Origin of the sequence: Afifella sp. H1R (assembly GCF_021462425.1) — a bacterium.
GTDB lineage: Bacteria > Pseudomonadota > Alphaproteobacteria > Rhizobiales > Afifellaceae > Afifella > Afifella aestuarii.
This window is the reverse complement of sequence record NZ_JAKEDY010000003.1, coordinates 41,558-60,269: the sequence shown is the minus strand read 5'-3', so window position 1 is coordinate 60,269 and position 18,712 is coordinate 41,558. Positions and strand designations below refer to the sequence as shown.

Sequence of the window (18,712 nt, the reverse complement as noted above, 5' to 3'; positions counted from 1 at the left end):
CCTCGATAGCATGACGACAATCGCGCGGGACGGCGACGTGGGAGGCCGTCGGCTCGCGATATGGCGGCAACCTCACGTCCATCACCGTCCCACCGTCTCCCCTATTGTTTGGCAACGCCGCGCCTGCGCAGGATCTCCGAGCCGAGGATCACCGCAGTCATGAAGGCGAGGATGAGTGTGGCGACGGCCGCGAGCGCCGGGCTGACACGCAGAAGCGCATCGTCCCACATCTGCTTCGGCAAGGTGGTGACCTGCCCGCCCGTCACGAACAGCGAGATCGTCAGCTCGTCGAAGGAGATGATGAACGCGAACATGAACGCGGCGATGAGCCCCGAACGGATCAGCGGGAAGGTCACGTTGAGGAAGGTGCGCACGCCGTTCGCCCCGAGTGTCGAGGCGGCCTGATCGAGCCGGATGTCGTAGTTCTTGAGAACCGCCACGACCGTGACGACGACATAGGGAATGGCCAGGACCGTATGCCCGATGATGAGGCCGATGGTCGTCCCGACGAGACCGATCTGGGCGAAGAGATAGAAGAGCGCCACCGCGATAATGATGTGCGGCATGATCAGTGGCGAGATTAGGAAGGCCATGATGGCTGTCGTGCGGCGGGCGCGCCGGACCAAATAGAAGGCCGCCGGAACGCCGAGGATGAGGGCCACCACGGCGACGCTGAACGCGACGACGAAGGAGCGCCAGGCCGCACCGATCCACAGGGGATTGTCGAGGACCTCGCGATACCATTGCAGCGAAAAGCCTTTCGGTGGCCAGCTGAGGAACTGAGATTCGCTGAACGAGACCGGGACGACGAAGAAGGCCGGAACGGCGAGAAAGGCGATACCGGCGAGCGCGACGAGGCGTAAGACCTTGCCGCCAATTCGGCACGGCTTGCGGTCCGGCCGAACCGGCACGAGAGCGCCCAGAGCGCGGCCGATGACGTCGGATATCTCCGAGATCACGGTCAGGAGAAGATTGCCAACCTTCGAACCGAGCCAGGAGAGCGGATTGCGCGACGAGGAACTCCCGCGCACATCGCCGCCCGAAAGCGTCGAAAGGCCGACGAGCCGGTCATAGATGTAGAAGATGACGAGCGCGACGACGAGAAGCATGATCGCGATCGCACCGGCGAAGCCCCAATTCAGCATCTCCTTGATCTGGAAAATGACGAGCTGGACGATAACGGTCTCGCGCTCGCTGCCGAGGAGCGCCGGAGTGATGAAGAAACCGAGCGAGGTGATGAAGACGAGAAGCCCGCCTGCGGCAGCGCCCGGCAGAGAGAGGGGAAAATAGATCCGCCAGAAGGCCGCGGCCGGCCGAGCGCCGAGCGTTCCCGCCGCATCGGTGAGACGCTTGTCGATATTCTCCATGACGGACAGCATGGTGAGCACGCAAAGCGGCATCAGCGCATGCACCATGCCGATCATGACACCGGAGAATTGGTAGAGAAAAGACGGCGGATCGCTGACGCCGAGCGCCTGAAGCAGCTGATTGAGCGCACCGTTGCGCCCGAGAAGCACGATCCAGGCAAAGGTTCTGACGAGGAAACTCGTCCAGAACGGCATCAGAACGAAGATCGCCAGGAGATTGCGCCGGCTGGGAGGCAAAGTCGCGAGCAGATAGGCGATCGGATAGCCGGCGATGATGGCAAAGAGGGTCGTCCAGCCGGCAATCTTGAAGGTGATGAGCATCACCCGGACAACGACGGTGGATTCGCCGAGGCGGGCATAGTTTTCCGCACTGAGCCCGCCATCGGAGCCGACGAAGCTGCGTCCAAGCAACAGCGCCACCGGATAGACGAAGGCGACGGCAAGAAAGAGGGCCGCCGGGATCAGAGGCCAGCTGCCGCGCAACGTCGCAAGCGCTCGGCCAAGCGGACGCGCGGGCGCCGGCGCCGCAGAGCTGGACATGTCAGTCATGGGCCAGCACCACGCAGGATTCGGGTTCCCAGGAAAGAACCGCTTCCTTGTTGGGGGCAAGGCCGTCGCGCGACTGGCCGGTGAGGATCTGAGCTTTGAGCTGCTGCCCCTGATGGCCCTCGAAAAAGCACTTCGTCGTCCCGCCGGTCATGACGGCCTCGATGAAGGTGGCGGTGACGGAATTGGCGCCTGGCTCTGCAGCATTGATGCGGATGGCTTCGGGGCGGATCATCACGACGGCCTTATCGCCGACACTCAGCTCCGTGGTGGTGGGACCGCTCACCGTGCTGCCGTCGGCAAGCACGACCGCGCAGTCGCGTTCCCCACGGCCGGTCACCTCGCCCTGGAGAAGGTTCGATTCGCCAAGGAAGTCCGCAGCAAAACGCGTCTTCGGGCGGAAATAGAGTTCTTCAGGCGTGCCGATCTGCTCGATCCTGCCCTGCCGCATCAGACAGATGCGATCGGACATCACGAGCGCCTCTTCCTGATCATGCGTCACGTACAGCATGGCGAGACCGAGACGCTCGTGCAGACGCTTGATTTCGTATTGGAGCTGTTCGCGCAGCTTCTTGTCGAGCGCGCCGAGCGGTTCATCCATGAGGACGATCGACGGCTCGTAGACGAGGGCGCGGGCGAGCGCGATACGCTGCTGCTGGCCACCCGAGAGCTGGCGTGGATAACGGTTTTCCGTGCCCGGAAGCTGCACGACTTCCAGAATCCGGCTCACTGCTTCATCGATCTTCGGAGCTGACCAGCGGCGCATGCGGAGCGGAAAGCCGATGTTCTCGGCAATCGTCATATGCGGAAACAGAGCATAGTTCTGGAAGACCATGCCGATGTCACGCTGATACGGCGGGAGATAGGTCGCGAGATCCCCATGGATCCTGATCTCGCCGCTGTCGGGTTCGTTGAGACCCGCGATCGCCAGCAGGAGTGTCGTCTTGCCCGAGCCGGAAGGGCCGAGAAGAGTGAGAAATTCGCCGGCGCGGACCTCGACGGAGGCTCCCTCGAGCGCCACGAACTCTCCAAAAGTCTTGCGGAGGTTGCGGACTTCGAGCTTCAGCGAATCGGAATTTGACGAACCGTCAGCCATCTTCATGAAGGAAACCTTGGATAGGAGGTCGTCCTCCCGCACAGGAGCGGGAGGACGAGATCTTGTCAGGACAGGAGCCACTCGTTGAAGCGCTGTTCAGCCTCTTCCTTGTGCTCACCCCACCATTCCTGGCTGGCGAGAATGAGCTTGTCGAAATGCGCAGGCGCAGTGGGCAGGAACTTCGCCCGCTCCGGCGGGATGTAGTCGTAGGCCTTCGGGTTCGTCGGCCCATAGGCCAGCGTCTTCGTGTATTCGGCCTGGCGCTTCGGATCGGCACAAAAGGCGATGAACTTCTTGGCCTCGTCGCTCGCCGGGCTGCCCTTGGGGATCGCCCAGCCTTCGATCGAATAGAGCCCCTGGTTCCAAACGATCTCGACGGTGCCATCGGCGTCGATGACGGTCTGAGCGCGGCCGTTCCAGGTCGGCAGCATGTCGACTTCGCCGGATTGCAGCATCTGGCTCGTCTGGGCACCGCCCGTCCACCACACGTCGATATGCGGGCGGATCTCGGTGAGCTTCTTGAAGGCCCGATCCAGGTCGAGAGGATAAAGCTCCTCCGGCGTCACGCCGTCGGCGAGAAGCGCGATCTCGAGCGTATCGATCGGGCTCTTACGCAGCGCACGCCGGCCGGGGAAGTTCTCGACGTCCCAGAAATCCGCCCACGAGGCCGGCTTCTTGTCTTTGAAGTGGTCGGAACGGATGGCGAGAATCGTGGCGTAGACGTCGACACCCATCCAGTCGGGCGCCCTCGCCTCCTTCATGATGTCTCCCATATGCTCCAGATCCCAGTCGAGAGGCTCGAGCAGATCGCGGTCATGCAGGAGAACCTCGTCGCCCTGAGTGATCGTGACGACGTCCCAGCTGTAATTGCCGGTGTCGACGATCGCCTGAACCTGGCTCGTCGGCTGGTGCTCGCGGGCAACGTTGACGATCTGGAGACCTGTCTTCTCCTCGTAGGGCTTGTAGAAGGCAGCCCCATAGGCATCCTTGAAGGGGCCTCCGGGGTCGGCGACGGTCAGGGAATCCGCCGCGCGCGCCGGGCGAATGGAAAGGCCGACTGCGCTGACGGCGAGGCTCGCCGCACTCCCAAGGAGAATGCTGCGGCGGGAGATCTTCCTGTTTAACGGCATGGTTCTGTTCCTTTCCTCTCGTGAGACGTGCTCATAGGCGGGACAGGCTGCAGGTGTTCTGTGTGCGGGATCTGAGAGCCTGCCCAAACGCAGTCCCGTCTTGAAGAAAAGCGTCATCCACCTGTCGGGGTGGCCGGGCGATCCGCCCATCGTCCCTCGCGGGTGGGAGCGGCGATGCCGCTTGAGGGCATGCGATCTGCGGCCTGAGCGCTGTCGATGTCGTCGGGCCCGCCCGGGGGCCTTTATGATCGCTCCGGCAATTCCACAGCAGGTCCCGGGAGTGATCGCAGCGCGTATCCAATTGTGCCGAAGCTCTGCCGTCCGCGTCTCGCCCGGGTAGACGATGGTCGCGCGGCGGCGCCGGGGTCCACTGCCCGATGCCGTCTGCCAATTCGATCACCAGGCTGTCGCCCAAACGGTTCCTCTCCGAAACTGTACTATTGGATTTCAATAGTACTTATTGAAATGAAGCCCAGCAGAGGCAGGCCTGTCAAGCGGGAGCTCACGCGGGAAAGGCGAGCCCGAGCAAATTTTCCAAGCGCCACACAGAAAGCCGAGCGGCTACAGGGGCTTTGCCTCCAGTCTGATTGTCGGCAATTCGTGCAAAGGCTCATGTTGCGGCCGGACCGCAGACGCATCTTCGCCTGCTATCCCGCCAAGATGCCCTCGCCCACGCTTCTCTCATCCGCGCGGTCGAACTCCGCCAGGATCTTTTCGCTCTCTTCGAGATGACCATCGAACCGGCCAATGCGGTACGGATGAAGCGACGTAGGTGGCGGTTCACCTAGGATGTTCGCGGCCAGACACTCGCCCACGGCGGGTGCGATTTGAAAGCCGCCGCCGCTTCCTCCGAAGGCATGGAAGAGGCCTTCGGTCGTCGCGCTTGCCCCTGCGATTGGCAGCATGTCGGGCAGATAGCCTTCGACACCCGACCAGCTCCGAATGACCTCGGCGTGCCGGAAGGCCGGCAGGGCGGAGACGAGAGCCCCCATGCCCGTGCGGATCTTCTGCGGCGGGACGAAAGTATGCTTGCCATCGGCGGTCGATCGCGTGCGCGGATAGCCAGCGAAAATGACGTTGCCACGCGGGATTTGGCGAACGATCACATCGCCCTCGACGGCCTGAATCGTGGGGCGCAGAATATACGGCAGCGGCTCCGTCACGAATTGCGGGGGGCCGGCAGCGAAGATCGGTACTCTCTCGCCGAAAATCGCGGCAAGAGCGCCGGCCCAGCCACCGGCGGCATTCACTAGGATGGGCGCAGAATGCCCCCGCCCGTCCGCCGAGACAGCCGTAAAAAGCCCCTGGTCATGCCGGATCTCGGCGACCGAGAATCCCTCGTGAAGCACGCCTCCCGCCCGCAGGAAGGCCCGGCAGACGGCCGGTGTCGCCAGCCTCGGATTCGCGGTCGCGCAGCGCTGTGAATAGCTCGCAATCGCAATCTCGGGCGCAAGCAGAGGCAGCCGGGCACGGAGTGCGTCGCCTTCCAGGATTTCAACCGCGAGGCCGGAGGCTTCGGACGTCGCAGCATATTTCAAGAGTTTTGCCCTGCCCTCGGGCGTTCGGGCAAAATAGACATGGCCGGCGCGATCGTACTCGCAATCCTCGCCGACGAGCTCGACGAAGCCCTCCCAGTGGGACTGGGCGCGCAACGAGAGGGGATACTGAGCGGGATCGCGGCCCTGAAGTCGAAGGCCACCGAAATTTGCGCCGCTCGACTGCGCGCCGACAAAGCCGCGTTCGAGGAGCACCACTCTCAGGCCGGCGCGCGCCAGAAAGAACGCGGTGAAGGCGCCGAAGAGACCGGCCCCGATCACCATCGCATCGAAGGCGGTCGGACGAGTCATTCGGCCGCGTCCCGCATCGCCGCCGACATCGGGATCGGTCGGATCGGAGCCTGGGCTCGCAGGCGCCCGACCTCGGCAAGATCACGTTCCGTCACCTTCGCCACCACTTCGCCGAGCCCAACGCCGCAATACCGCCCCTGACAGCGCCCCATACCGCAGCGGGTGATCGCCTTGACGCGGTTGACTTCCACTGGTCCCGACGCGCGCGGCACGGCCGACCGGACTTCGCCCAAGGTCACGCGCTCGCAGCGACAAAGAATGGTGTCTTCGGGCAGACGCGACAGCATCTCGCGGGGAATGCGGAAGGCCTCCGCAGCCGCGAGCTGGAAACGCCTCGCATGCTCGAGCCGTCGCCGCAAACGCCTCATCTTATCGGGCTTCACGGCATCGCCGCGGCCCATTGCCTGAAGCATCGAGAGCGCCGCAAGGCGGCCAGCGAAACTGGCCCCTTCCGCCCCCATCGTGCGGGCGCCATCGCCGGCGATCCACAAAGCCGGCCCGGCCTGCCCATCCGGCGAAAGGCGAGGAAACCAGTGCCGCAGCACCGGATCGAATTCGAAGGCAGCACCAGCGAGTTCGGCCAGCTGCGTCTCGGGCCGCAGGCCGAAGCCGATCGCCACAGCGTCGCAGTCAAGACGATCCTCCCGGCCGGCGGCATCGCGAAAACGAAATGCTTCGACGCGGTCTTTGCCTTCGACCGCGAGAAGATCTGCCGCCGCGAGAATGCGTATGCCCGCGCGCCGCAGCTCCGCCATCAGTGAAAGGCCCTGGCGAAGCGTTCCCGCCGCGTGTCGAGCCATCCCGACGGCGGCGCGCAGCTTGCCGCGAAAGGGCGTCGTATCGAGGACGGTGATCTCACATGGGCCGAGGCGGCAATACTGGGCCGCAGCGAGATAAAGGAGCGGCGAAGAGCCGGCGAAAACGATCTTGCGGCCGATGAAGTTGCCGTGACGCTTCAAGGCCACTTGCGCCCCGCCGAGCGAATAGACGCCGGGCAGTGTCCAGCCGGGGAGAGGAAGAATAGCGTCGGTCGCGCCAGTCGCGAGGAGGAGCTGCGCATAACGCAATTCCTGACACGCACCCCCGCTCAAAAGCTCAAGACCGCCGTCGAAAGCGCCCCAGACGAGGGTGTTCGCCCGGTAATCGCAACCCGACAGAATGTGATCCTCCCGCGCTTCGCGCTCCTGCCGGCGCCTTGCTGCCCGCGCCCCAAACAGGGGCTCGGCCTTGTCGCGAAGCAGAGGCGTCAGACGTCGCGTGCCCTGCCCGCCAGGTCGGTCGGACTCGTCGAGCACGATCGGACGGATCCCAGCCTCGACAAAGGCTCCGGCGGCAGCAAGACCCGCCGGGCCGGCTCCGACGATCACGGGCGGAGCGTCTTGGGGGGCGCCGCTCATCGCATCATATCTCGGCAAGCGGCGGCGCCGTCACAAGCGCCATGCCGTCTTCCGCCATTGTCATGCAGGCGCGGATGCGACCGCCATCCATGCTCCAAAGACTGCAATCCTGGCAGGCGCCCATGAGACAGAAGCCCGCGCGGGAACGACCATCGAATTCCGAGCGGCCAAGAGCGGCCGCGTTGCGGAGCAGCACCGACATCACGGTCTCGCCGCGCCGGCCCGGCATGCGAATGCCATCGAGGCTGATGAAGAGCTCGGCGGCAAGTTCATAGATCGGAACGAAAAGCCCGGGAGGGGACGCGGCGGGTGCTGTCATTTCATTGCGATAACATCTATCGCATTAAGGCTGAACGCAGCTCACGCCCCTGTCAAGCTGGACTGCAGGGGAGCCTCAGAGATGGCATCGGAAATCTCACACCCCTCAAGGGATCGAGATCGACCGTCCGGCGGCAATGATCAGATTGGCGTAGTTTTCCGTCACTTCTTCAGGAGAAAAACGCGCCAAAGAGGTGGCGATGCTGACCGCGCCGGTCACCTTGTCGCCGGGACCGATGATCGGCGCAGCGATCGAGGCATCGCCCCGGTAGAGCTCTTCAAAGCAAACCGCGTAACCCTGCACGCGCACCTCGGCGATCAACTCCATCAGCCGGTCAGGATCGGTCACCGTCGCCGGCGTGTGCATCTGCAAATCCGAGTTCGCGATCACTGCGCGTACGTCTTCTTCGCTCATTTGCGAGAGGATCGCCCGACCCGGCGACATGCAATACGCCGGCAGCCTTGTGCCGGTGGTGACGTCGGCATTGAGCACATGCCGGCTCTGGATTCGGGCGATGTAGACGATCTCGGTACCATCGAGGATCGTCAGATTGACGGTCTCCTCGGTCTGTTTGCTGAGATGCTGCAAGACCGGCATCGCGCGGCCGACGAGTTCCGAGGATTGCCGGTAATTGTAGCCAAGGTCGAGCGTCTTGAGGGCCAGGGAGAATTGCCGCGTGACCGGATTCTTCGTCAGATAGCCGAGATGCTGGAGCGTGTAAGCGAAACGCTGCGCGGCGCTCAGATCCATATCGGTCTGCTCAGCGATCTCCGACAGGCTCATCGACGGGTGCTTGGAATCGAAGGCCTGGAGAACCCGAAACGCCTTCGCCACCGACTGCACCATCAGCGGGTTGGTTTTCCGCCCTTTTTGCCCCTGCGTGCTCATCTCTGCCCCTGATCCGCGGTTAGCGTTTTACATCCTGAAGGCGTGCCGTCCAGTGCGATCACCCGCCGTGCAGAGGTCCGTTGGTTGACAGAGCGCTGCCGGCTGCATTATTATAATAACTGTTATTGCAATATAATGGATACAATGGCAGATTCCATCCTCACCGAGACAATCGGCCAAGTCCGCCGCATCACCTTGAACCGGCCGGACAAGCTCAATGCGTGGAACACGCAGATGCGTGACCTGCTCAACGCCGCCCTCGACGATGCCGAGGCCGATCCCGGCATTCGCGCCATCGTCCTCACGGGCGCCGGCGATCGTGCCTTCGGCGCGGGGCAGGACCTCAGCGAAAGCAAGACCTTCGACGCGGACCGCGCCCAAACGTGGATGGGCGAATGGAAGGCGCTCTATAATCGCTTCCGCCTCGGCTCGAAGCCGATCATTGCCGCTCTCAATGGCCTGGCCGCCGGATCGGCTTTCCAGGTGGCACTCCTGTGCGATCTCCGCGTGGCACATCCGGGCGTGAAGATGGGACAGCCGGAGATCAATTCCGGCATCCCGACGGTCACCGGCAACTGGATCATGCGCGAGCATCTCGGTCTCGCCCGCACCATCGACCTCACATTGACGGGCCGGATGATCGAGGCAGAAGAGGCGTTCTCGTTCGGTCTCATCAGCCGCCTCGTGCCGGCAGACCAGGTCCAGGCGACGGCGCTCGAACTGGCCGAGCTTCTTGCCGCGAAGCCCCCCGTAGCCATGCGTCTCGACCGTCAGCGGATCGCCGAGGTGACACAGGCCGGCTTCGATGACGCCATGAACTCCGGCATCCGGGTCCAGGTCGAAGCCTATGGAACCGGCGAGCCGCAGGCCATGATGGAAGCTTTCTTCGAAGCGCGCCGCAAGCGCTGAGCCGGGCAATGCGATGACAGACGGCGCGACGACAGACGGCGCCATGCCGCCCGAGAACAAGCGGGGGCCGGGCGAGCCGCAGAGCGATGGGTTTTTCGCGCCGGGCTCCGAGGTGCGCATTCACGGCCTGGCGAAAAGCTTCAACGAGCTGTCCAACCGCGTCCCCGAACGCGTGTTTGCGCACACGCCGGAGGGGCCGCTCACCTTCGGCGAGCTCTCGGCCCGCGCCGATGCGATGATCGCGCACCTTTCGACGCATGGCGTGCGCGCCGGCGATCGCGTGGTCGTCATGATGCGCAACAGCCCTGCGTCGCTGGCGCTCATCTTTGGGTTGATGCGGGCCGGCATGATCTGGGTCCCGACCAACCCAGCACTTGTCGGCGACGGGCTCGCTCATGCGATCAAGCTCGTCGAAGCCGCGATCGTGGTCTGCGATCCCGATCTCGTGGCGACCATCGAAAGCTGCGGAGCGACGGCCGAGAACGGCATCCTGCCCTTGGCCGGGCTGCCTCCAGCGGTTGAGCACGCAAGCTTGCAAGAGCGCGCTCTGGCCCCTGACGACCTCGTCGCTCTGATGTTCACCTCCGGCACGACGGGCCCGTCCAAAGCCGTCATGGTCACGCATGCCATGCTGGAATTGTCGGCGCAGGCGGCGGCGTTCTGCGCCGGGCTGCGGCCGGGCGACAACCTCTATATGTGGGAGCCGTTCTACCATATCGGCGGCGCACAGGTGATCGTCATGCCGCTCCTGCACGACGTCGTTGTGACCTTGCGCGACCGGTTCAGCGCCAGCCGCTTTTGGGCCGATGTGCGCGAAGCCGGCTGCACGCATATCCACCATCTCGGCGGCATCATCCAGATTCTCCTGAAGCACCCCCCCTCTCCGCTCGACCGTGACCACGATGTGCGGATCGCCTGGGGCGGCGGCTGTCCGGCAGATGTCTGGAAAGCCTTCGAGGACCGCTTCGGCGTCGAGATCCGCGAATGCTACGGCATGACGGAATCCTCGAGCCTGACGACCTGCAACACCGAAGGCGCCCTCGGCTCCGTCGGCCGCCCGCTGCCCTGGTTCACCGTGACGGTGAAGGACGAGACCGGCAAGCTGCTCGGCGCCGGCGAAGGCCGCGGCGAGATCATCGTCAACACGTCGCTGCCGGCGGCGATCTTTCCGGGCTATTACCGCAATCCGGAAGCGACAGCGAAGGCTCTGCGCGACGACGGCTTCCACACCGGCGATCTCGGCTCGTGGAACGAAGATGGCCTCCTCTTCTTCCACGGACGCATGGGCGACAGCATCCGCTGCCGCGGCGAGAACGTCTCATCCCATGAGGTGGAATCGGTCACCCTGCACCATCCCGACGTCGAGGAATGCGCCATGGTCGGCGTGCCTGCCGAGGTCGGCGAATACGACATTCAGCTCTTCGTCGTCCGGCGCAAGGGCTCCGAGCTTAAGCCCGACGTGCTGCATGCCTGGCTCGCCGGCCGGCTCGCACCGTATCAGCGGCCGCGTTACATCGCTTTCGTCGAGGCATTCCCGAAGACACCAAGCCAGCGGATTCAGAAACACCGTCTCCCGCAAGCGCCCGAGGGCCGGTGGGACAGCGCAGCATATACGGAGCGGAGAAAGCCATGAGCGTCGATGTCCTCGTGACCGGAACCGGCATGTTCGCTGGCCGGATCGTTCTCGATATCGCCGCAACCGCGAAGAGCCCGGTCACCGTCATGGTCGCGGGCCGCAATGCGGAGCGGTTCGACTGGCTGCGCACCGCCGGCAATGCCCGCGCCCGCATGTTCGGTACGCCCGCGCGCGTCGTCACGCACCGGTTGGACCTTCTTGAGGAGTCTGCGAGCGAACGGATCCTCGAAATCGCCGCGCCGCGCATCGTCGTGCAGGCCGCGTCGATCCAGACATCGGCCGTGATCGCGCAGTCGGGCAACCGCTGGAGCCAACTCGTCGCCGATGGCGGGCTGTCGGCAACGGCGATCTTTCAAGCACTGATTTCCAGCCGCATGGCTGCCGCGATCAGCCAGAACGCGCCGGGCACGCATTTCATCAACTGCTCCTTCCCCGACGTCGTGAACGGCCTGATTACCGCTATGGGCCACCGCGTTCTGTGCGGCACCGGCAATGTGGCGATCCTGTCGAATGTCTTCGACGGTGCCGAGGCGCGTACCACGCTCGGCGACGGCCCTCTCCGCATCCTGGCGCATTATCAGTGCCTTGCCCCGTGGCGGCGCAAAGCGGAGGACCGCAAAGGCGCTCCCGCCCCGCGCGTCTTCGTCGGCGACAGCGAGATTTCCGACGTCTTCGCCACCTTCGCCGACGTGCGCCTGACGCCCGAGCCCGCCATCGAGGTTTCCGGGGCGAGCGGCGTGACGCTCATCCTGGCGCTTGCCGCTGGCCTTCCCTGGTCGGGCCATGTGCCCGGGCCGAACGGCCTGCCCGGCGGCTATCCGGTCGCGCTCAAGGACGACGCTCTGTCGCTCGATCTGCCCGCCGGCGTCTCAGAGGATGAGGCGATTGCCTGGAACGACGCTTTCGAGAGGCAAAGTGGTCTCACCGTGGAAGGGACGCAGGCGGTGTTTCATGGGCGGCTCGCTGAGCTTCTGGAACGCGAAGGCTTTGCCCATGCGCAGGGCTTCGACGTCCAGGCGCTGGAAGCCGTCTGTGAGGACATGCTCGGCCTGCGCGACAAGCTCCTGGCAGAGCCGCAGCACTGAGGCGGCGGCTTTTCATCTAGCCATCCAAAACGCTCGCCTGGGATGCGGCGAGCAATCTTGCGCCCTCAGCTCGTCAGCACGCCGCGGATCTGGCGGCCTGGCGTCAGCGCCGCGACGCTCTCCACAATGCTCGCCGTATCGATGCCGTAATGGCGGTAGAGGTCAGCGATCGTGCCTGTCTGACCGAAATGCTCCACGCCGAGCGGCACGGTGCGATGGCCGGCGACGGCGCCGAGCCAGCCAAGCGTGGCAGGATGGCCGTCCGTCACCGTCACGATGGTGCAGTGGCGCGGCAGAGGCTTCAGCAGCGTTTCCACATGACCGGCAGCGTGACGGTGACCGCGCCGGCGGGCGCGCTGCGCCGCCGTCCAGCCAGCATTGAGGCGGTCGGCAGAGGTGACGGCGAGGACACCGATATCGCGCCGTCCTTCCCCCAATTGCCCGGCCGCCTGGATCACTTCCGGGGCGACAGTGCCTTGATAGGCGAGCACGACGTCGGCATTCGGCCCCGGCTCGCGCAGCCAATAGGCCCCATCGATGACACCGCGCGTAAAATCTTCGTCGGTGCGTCGGATCGGCTGCTCCAGTGGCCGCGTCGTCAGCCGCAGATAGACCGAGCCGCCGGTCTCGTCACGCAGCCAGGTCCGTTCGTCAGGATCGCCCTCGCCGTCGCGCTGCAGATAGTCGAAGGCCCAATCCATGATCACCGAAAGCTCGTCCAGGAAGGCCGGCTCGAAGCTCGCCAGCCCGTCCTGGCTGATGCCGATGAGCGGCGAGCCGATCGACTGATGCGCGCCGCCTTCCGGGGCCAGCGAAACGCCCGAGGGCGTGCCGACGATGAGGAAGCGCGCATCCTGGTAACAGGCATAATTGAGGGCATCGAGGCCACGCGCAATGAAGGGATCGTAGACAGCACCGATCGGGATCAACCGCTCGCCGAACAGCGCGTGCGACAACCCGGCGGCGCCGAGAAGCAGGAAGAGGTTCATCTCGGCGATGCCGAGCTCGATGTGCTGACCCTCGGGTGAAAAGATCCATTTCTGCGCTGAGGGCACGCGCTCATCGCGAAACGTGTCGGAGAGCGCCTGGCGGGCGAAGAGGCCGCGGCGGTTCACCCAGGGCCCGAGATTGGTCGAGACCGTAACGTCCGGCGCAGTGGTGACGATGTGATCGACGATATCAGAGCCGGCACGCGCCAGGCCATCGAGGATCTTGCCGAAGCCGGCCTGGGTGGAGAGCACCTTGTCGTCGAGAAGGACCGGCCCGGGCGTTGCGACCTTCTTCGCCTTGTAGCGCCGCGTTCCCTTCTCGAAGAAAGGTACGGCAGCGAGAAAGCGGCGAAGCCCCGGATCATCACCGCAGGTGGCGAAAGGCCCCCATTCGGCACCGTCGGCAACGCCAAGGGCCGATTTCAGCTCGCCCATCTGGGCGCCGGTCATCAGGCCGGCATGGTTGTCCTTATGGCCGGCGAGCGGTGTGCCCCAGCCCTTGATCGTATAGGCGAGGAAGACCGTCGGCGTATCGTCGTCCACGGCATCGAAGGCGTCGGCGAGCGAGCGCACACAATGACCACCGAGATTGTTCATGAGTTCGCCGAGCTCGGCATCGGAACGCCGTTCCAATAGCTCGCTCACCGCCCCCTGATCGCCGATATCGTCCATCAGCCGCTTGCGCCAGGCGGCCCCGCCCTGGAAGGCGAGCGCCGAATAGAGCTGGTTCGGACAGGTGTCGATCCAAGCCCGCAGGCGGTCCCCGCCGGGCTCCTCGAAGGCGGCGCGTTGCAGGGCGCCGTATTTCAGCACCACGACATTCCAGCCAAAAGCGCGGAACACCGCCTCGATGCGCTGCCACAGCCCCTCGCGCACCACGCCGTCGAGGCTCTGGCGGTTGTAGTCGATGATCCACCAGGTGTTGCGCAGCTCGTGCTTCCAGCCTTCCTGCAGGCATTCGTAGACATTGCCTTCATCGAGCTCGGCATCGCCGACAAGGGCGATCATGCGCCCGAGCGGCACATCGCGGCCCCAGCTGTGGGCGGTGATGTAGTCCTGCACCAGCGACGCGAAGGCGGTGATGCCGACGCCGAGGCCGACCGAGCCGGTGGAGAAATCGACGTCGTCGACGTCCTTGGTGCGGCTCGGATAAGATTGGGCACCGCCGTAGCCGCGAAAAGCTTCGAGCTTGTCGCGGGTCTGGTTGCCCATCAGGTACTGCATGGCGTGGAAGAGCGGCGAGGCATGCGGCTTCACCGCCACCCGGTCTTCCGGCCGCAGGGCGTGGAAATAAAGCGCCGTCATGATCGACACCATGGAGGCGCAGGAAGCCTGGTGGCCGCCAACCTTCACCGCATCTTTCTCGCGCACATTGTTGGCGTTGTGGATCATCCAGGAGGAGAGCCACAACAACTCCCTCTCCACCGCCTTCAGATGCCGGATTGTGTCCGTGTCCATGGTGCCTCTCCCCTCCCTGTCCGCACCATCACCGGCGCGTTTTTCGACTGATCCTGGCCGCTTCAGCCCCCTGCGTGTTTCTTCTTATGCGTCCACGCCCGGACTGCGCGCAGAGATCTATTTCTCGTAGGCAGGATCGATCGGCACACGGTAGCCGTTGACGAGCCGGTTCGTCTCGTTGGCCATGCCGACGACTGCCATCAGCTCGCCGAACTGCGCCTCCGTCATCCCCGCCTTCTCCGCGGACGCGGTATGGCTGGCGATGCAGTAGCCGCAATTGTTGGTGACGCTGACGGCGACATAGATGAGCTCCTTGACGAGCGGATCGAGCGCCCCGGGGGCCATCACCTCCTTGACGCTTTCCCAGGTGCGCTTCAGCGTCGTCGGGTCGTTCGCAAGATACTTCCAGAAATTGTTGACGTCGGGAATATCGCGCGAGGTCTTGATGTCGTCGAAAACCGCCTTCACCTCCGGTGACGCGTCCGCATATTCGATCGGCTGCGGCTTACCCATGGCTTTTCTCCCTCAAGTTGTTCTCAAACGATAGACCGGCGATCTCGCCGACAGTGACCGGTTTCAACGGCATCCGGCTGCGATAGTATCCAACCGCTTCCGGCGCGGCTCCGGACAGTGCGGCGATCGTCTCGACGACCGTGTGGCCGCACAAGCGCCCCTGGCACGGGCCCATGCCGGCGCGGGTAAAACTCTTCAGCTGATTGGGGCCGGGACAGCCTTCGGCGACGGCACGCGCAATCTCGCCTCGCCGCACCTCCTCGCAGCGGCAGACGACGACATCATCGTCCTCCGGCACGCGCATGCTCTGCGCCGGGCGGTAAAGCGCATCGAGGAAAGGGCGCAACGCACGTTCGCGCCGACGCGCCTTGAGGAGCGGTACCGTGGCCGCCTCGAAGGATGCGCCGTCGAGGCGCTCAAGGTCGTGCGCCACCGTATGACCGGCGATCTCGCCCGACAAAGCTGCAGCCTTGGCCCCAGCGATGCCGGCGCCATCGCCGGCGGACATAAGCCAGGCGAGGCTGGTGTGGCCGAATGCGTCGGTCTCAGGCCGGAAGGCGAGCTGGCGCTCATCCCAAACGTGCCGGCATCCGGCCGCCATGGTCATATTGAGGTTCGGGATAATGCCCTGATGCAGGAAGGCCCGTTCCGCCTCGATCTCATGGAAGCCTTGTGGGTCGCGCCAGCGCACGGCAGCGAGATGCCCATCGCCCACCAGTTCGACGCTTTCCACGCGCCGGTAAACGGCGACCGGCGAGGCGGCGATGCGGGCGAGCATACCGATCCCCTTGGAAAGCATGCCCGGCGCGGCGAGCGCCTTTGGCAGATGCCGCAGCGCGGCCATGCGATTTTGCGGCGGCGTCGTGTCGAGGATCGCTCGGATGCGAACACCAGCCTTCAGATACTGGCACGCCACGAGCGCAAGGAGTGGTCCGCAGCCGATGAAGACGGCGTCGTCGGCGACCACTCCCTCACTCTTCAGGAGGATCTGCGCCGCCCCTGCCGTCATAACGCCGGGCAGCGTCCAGCCCTTTGCAGGGAACGGCCGCTCCATCGCGCCGCCGGCCACAAGAATACGCTCGGCCGCGATTTCATCCCCGCCCGCAGGCGCGCTCCACGAGAGACCGTCGGAGGCAAGCCGCCAGACCGTGGCGCGCGGATAGTAGCTCGCACCGCTTTCCCGAAACGCCTCGGCAAGCGGCCGGCCGGCAACATAGTCCGCACCGAGAATTGCACTGCGGCCCGCCTCCGCCGTCTCCACATCGCGGTAGATCTGGCCGCCCGGCGCCGGCTGCTCGTCGAAGACGGCGACCTTGAGCCCATGCCGGCGCGCCGCAATGGCTGCAGTCATGCCGGCCGGACCCGCACCAACGATCGCGAGATCGACACGGTTTGCGTCGCTCAAAGCTCGCCCTCCGCCTCAGCGACGCCCGCTGCCCCGTCCTGGATCTCAATCGTCATGCCGGCGCGGACCCTTTCGAGACATGTCTGACGGTTCGGCACGGCATCAACGATCGCAAGGCAGTCAAAGCACACGCCCATCATGCAATAGGGTTCGCGCGGTGCGCCGCTCGCCGGCGTGGTACGAAAGGGCGAGAAGCCGGCCTCAAGAAGGGCGGCGGCAAGGTTCGCCCCCTCTTTCATCTGCACCGGGCGCCCGTCGACATGCACCGTGACGCGCCCACCGGCGCCTCTCTCAAGCCGCCTGAACATGAAAACGCTCCGGCGAGAAGGGCCGATAGGCGGGGGTGGAGAAACCTTCACCCATGAGGGTCTCCACCAGAGGTCCGGCATGGAAGGAGGAAAGCGTCACGCCGCTGTGGACGCTGACGAGGAAAGCGCGGCCGTCCTCCGTCTGTTGGTAGATCGGCGCGCCGTCCGGGCTCATGATCCTGAGCGCCCCCCAGGCGCGCACCACCTGGACGTGGCGCAGGAGCGGAAAGGCCGCGACGGCGCGCGCGGCGGTTTCCCGCAGCACCGGAAGCGTCGTGCCCTCGTCGAAACCGGCTTCTTCGGAGGATTCGCCGAAGACGCAGCCGCCTTCCACCGTCTGGCGGACGAAATTGGTGCCGCAGTCTAGGAAGGGCCTGAGCTTTTCGGTGACCAGGATCTGGCCGCGGACCGGACGCACCGGCGCGTCGAGGCCGAGAACCGGCGCAAGCCGGGCATTGCCGAGCCCGGCCGCCAGCACCACCCGCTCCGCCCTGACCGACCCCTTGGGCGTAGTGATTTCGACACCGCCTCCGGAAAAGGCGATATTCTCCGCCCTCTGACAGGGAAGGTATTCGCCGCCGAGGGTGACCGTGCCTTGGATCAGGGCGCGCAGGAGCCGCAAGGGGTTCGCCGTGCCGTCGTCGGGCGAGAAGATGGCACCGGCAAGCGTGGGACCAGCCGCCGGCAGCCGCCGTCTCAGTTCGTCGCCCTCCAGCACCTCGAACCGGCTCTTCACCGTCGCGGCCTCGTTGAGGCGCCCCATCATGGCGCCTCGCTTTTCAAGCTCTTCGGGCGAAAAGCAGAGAAAGAAGGCTCCCGGACGGCGGAAGTGGACGTCTATGCCCGTCACCTCCTCCAGCTCGCCGGCAAAGGCGGCCCAGTCATTGGCGGCGCGCCGGCTGAGATCGGCATAGGGAGGAAGCGCCGCGCCCTTTCCCTGCACCCAGACATTGCCGAGATTGCCGCGGGCCGCCCGGTGCGCGACATCGCCCTCGTCGAGGAGGAGCGGCTTTTCGCCGGCACGGGCGAGCCCATAGGCGATGGCGGCGCCGACAATGCCGCCGCCGATCACTGCCCATTGCGTGGAACGCGCGCCGCTCACGGCTCAGTCTTGCACGTAACGGCGCGGCCGCAGCCCGGCGTGGAAGAGGTTCACCATCGACACCGTGTCATAGACCGGGATGCCGAGACGGTCGGCGATGTCGGCGGTGAACGGCGCGAGATTGGTGCATTCGAGCACGATGGCGCCGACATCCGGGTTTTCAGCGTGGAACTTCTCCGCCGTCGCCACGACCTCGCCGCGCAACGTCTCGAAGGTGACGGAGTTGTCGCCTTCGCGGATCCAGCGCACGAAGTTGGACGTCTGCGGCATGCCGCCGACGGGCGTTGCCGGATCGACGCCGACTGCCTCGAGATAGGGGCCGTTCAGCACCTCGCCATTGTAGGTGAGGATACCGACCTTCTTGCCGGTCGGCAGCATACGCTCGACCATCGGCACCTGCAGGAGACTGCTCGTCGCCACCGGCACGCTGCAATAATCTGCGAGCTCGCGCTGGTAGATCGAGAGGAAGCCGCAGGTGGTGGTGATGCCATCGACGCCGGCCTCGATGAGCTCGTCCGCCGCCTTCTTGAACGGTTCGAGCAGGCTCGAATTGTGCAGGTCCGTCATCATCGACGGCACTGCGCCGGTCACCACCTTGTACTGCACCGGGAAATTCCAGGTACCGGCATGGCCGATATCGCCCATGTAGCGGCGGAAATAGGAATGCACCATCAGGATGCCGACGGAGACACCGTAATAGGTTTTCTTTCTGTCCAT

16 protein-coding genes are annotated in these 18,712 nt (G+C 64.9%); 3 read left to right on the top strand and 13 right to left on the bottom strand.

The features are described from left to right. Nucleotides 1-101 precede the first annotated feature (101 nt). The 7 genes from L0F51_RS17305 to L0F51_RS17275 all read right to left on the bottom strand — a co-directional run bounded on the left by L0F51_RS17305 (nucleotide 102) and on the right by L0F51_RS17275 (nucleotide 8,590). A complete protein-coding gene (locus tag L0F51_RS17305) occupies nucleotides 102-1,916 on the bottom strand; it encodes an ABC transporter permease subunit (protein WP_234630439.1) in 1,815 nt (604 codons plus the stop codon). After that, entirely contained in the window at nucleotides 1,909-3,015 is a 1,107-nt protein-coding gene (locus L0F51_RS17300) for an ABC transporter ATP-binding protein (RefSeq protein ID WP_234630438.1), read from the bottom strand. Before L0F51_RS17300 ends, L0F51_RS17305 begins: the two co-directional genes overlap by 8 nt. A gap of 59 nt (nucleotides 3,016-3,074) precedes the next feature. After that, complete coding sequence (locus L0F51_RS17295) at nucleotides 3,075-4,139, bottom strand: ABC transporter substrate-binding protein (RefSeq protein WP_234630437.1); 1,065 nt, start codon at nucleotides 4,137-4,139, stop codon at nucleotides 3,075-3,077. 647 nt (nucleotides 4,140-4,786) lie between these two features. Next, nucleotides 4,787-5,986: an FAD-binding oxidoreductase gene (locus tag L0F51_RS17290; protein WP_234630436.1), complete on the bottom strand. Its 1,200-nt coding sequence runs from the start codon at nucleotides 5,984-5,986 to the stop codon at nucleotides 4,787-4,789. After that, nucleotides 5,983-7,383: an NAD(P)/FAD-dependent oxidoreductase gene (locus tag L0F51_RS17285; protein ID WP_234630435.1), complete on the bottom strand. Its 1,401-nt coding sequence runs from the start codon at nucleotides 7,381-7,383 to the stop codon at nucleotides 5,983-5,985. Before L0F51_RS17285 ends, L0F51_RS17290 begins: the two co-directional genes overlap by 4 nt. A gap of 4 nt (nucleotides 7,384-7,387) precedes the next feature. Beyond that, the gene (locus tag L0F51_RS17280) at nucleotides 7,388-7,702 is read right to left on the bottom strand and encodes a (2Fe-2S)-binding protein (protein ID WP_234630434.1); all 315 of its coding nucleotides are present in this window, start codon (nucleotides 7,700-7,702) and stop codon (nucleotides 7,388-7,390) included. A 105-nt stretch (nucleotides 7,703-7,807) separates the two neighbouring features. After that, complete coding sequence (locus tag L0F51_RS17275; protein ID WP_234630433.1) at nucleotides 7,808-8,590, bottom strand: IclR family transcriptional regulator; 783 nt, start codon at nucleotides 8,588-8,590, stop codon at nucleotides 7,808-7,810. Between the two features lie 144 nt (nucleotides 8,591-8,734). On the opposite strand from L0F51_RS17275, the gene L0F51_RS17270 reads away from it, so the two are divergent. The 3 genes from L0F51_RS17270 to L0F51_RS17260 are packed head-to-tail and all read left to right on the top strand — an operon-like array spanning nucleotide 8,735 to nucleotide 12,220. Continuing rightward, a complete protein-coding gene (locus L0F51_RS17270; RefSeq protein WP_234630432.1) occupies nucleotides 8,735-9,499 on the top strand; it encodes an enoyl-CoA hydratase/isomerase family protein in 765 nt (254 codons plus the stop codon). A gap of 13 nt (nucleotides 9,500-9,512) precedes the next feature. Beyond that, entirely contained in the window at nucleotides 9,513-11,132 is a 1,620-nt protein-coding gene (locus tag L0F51_RS17265; RefSeq protein ID WP_234630431.1) for a class I adenylate-forming enzyme family protein, read from the top strand. Next, nucleotides 11,129-12,220, top strand: a complete 1,092-nt coding sequence (locus L0F51_RS17260) for a hypothetical protein (RefSeq protein ID WP_234630430.1) — start codon at nucleotides 11,129-11,131, stop codon at nucleotides 12,218-12,220. Before L0F51_RS17265 ends, L0F51_RS17260 begins: the two co-directional genes overlap by 4 nt. Nucleotides 12,221-12,285: 65 nt before the next feature. Here the strand turns inward: L0F51_RS17260 and L0F51_RS17255 are convergent, their stop codons facing one another. The 6 genes from L0F51_RS17255 to L0F51_RS17230 all read right to left on the bottom strand — a co-directional run bounded on the left by L0F51_RS17255 (nucleotide 12,286) and on the right by L0F51_RS17230 (nucleotide 18,712). Next, on the bottom strand, nucleotides 12,286-14,667 hold the full coding sequence (locus L0F51_RS17255) for a transketolase (protein ID WP_234630429.1): 2,382 nt from the start codon (nucleotides 14,665-14,667) through the stop codon (nucleotides 12,286-12,288). A 117-nt stretch (nucleotides 14,668-14,784) separates the two neighbouring features. Beyond that, nucleotides 14,785-15,180, bottom strand: coding sequence for a carboxymuconolactone decarboxylase family protein (locus tag L0F51_RS17250; protein WP_234630428.1), 396 nt, complete (start codon nucleotides 15,178-15,180; stop codon nucleotides 14,785-14,787). Beyond that, entirely contained in the window at nucleotides 15,173-16,585 is a 1,413-nt protein-coding gene (locus L0F51_RS17245; protein ID WP_234630427.1) for an FAD-dependent oxidoreductase, read from the bottom strand. The genes L0F51_RS17250 and L0F51_RS17245 overlap by 8 nt, the downstream gene beginning before the upstream one ends. After that, nucleotides 16,582-16,893, bottom strand: a complete 312-nt coding sequence (locus L0F51_RS17240; protein ID WP_234630426.1) for a 2Fe-2S iron-sulfur cluster-binding protein — start codon at nucleotides 16,891-16,893, stop codon at nucleotides 16,582-16,584. Before L0F51_RS17240 ends, L0F51_RS17245 begins: the two co-directional genes overlap by 4 nt. After that, the gene (locus tag L0F51_RS17235; RefSeq protein WP_234630425.1) at nucleotides 16,877-17,995 is read right to left on the bottom strand and encodes an FAD-dependent oxidoreductase; all 1,119 of its coding nucleotides are present in this window, start codon (nucleotides 17,993-17,995) and stop codon (nucleotides 16,877-16,879) included. The genes L0F51_RS17240 and L0F51_RS17235 overlap by 17 nt, the downstream gene beginning before the upstream one ends. Nucleotides 17,996-17,998: 3 nt before the next feature. Then, on the bottom strand, nucleotides 17,999-18,712 hold the full coding sequence (locus L0F51_RS17230; protein WP_234630424.1) for an aspartate/glutamate racemase family protein: 714 nt from the start codon (nucleotides 18,710-18,712) through the stop codon (nucleotides 17,999-18,001).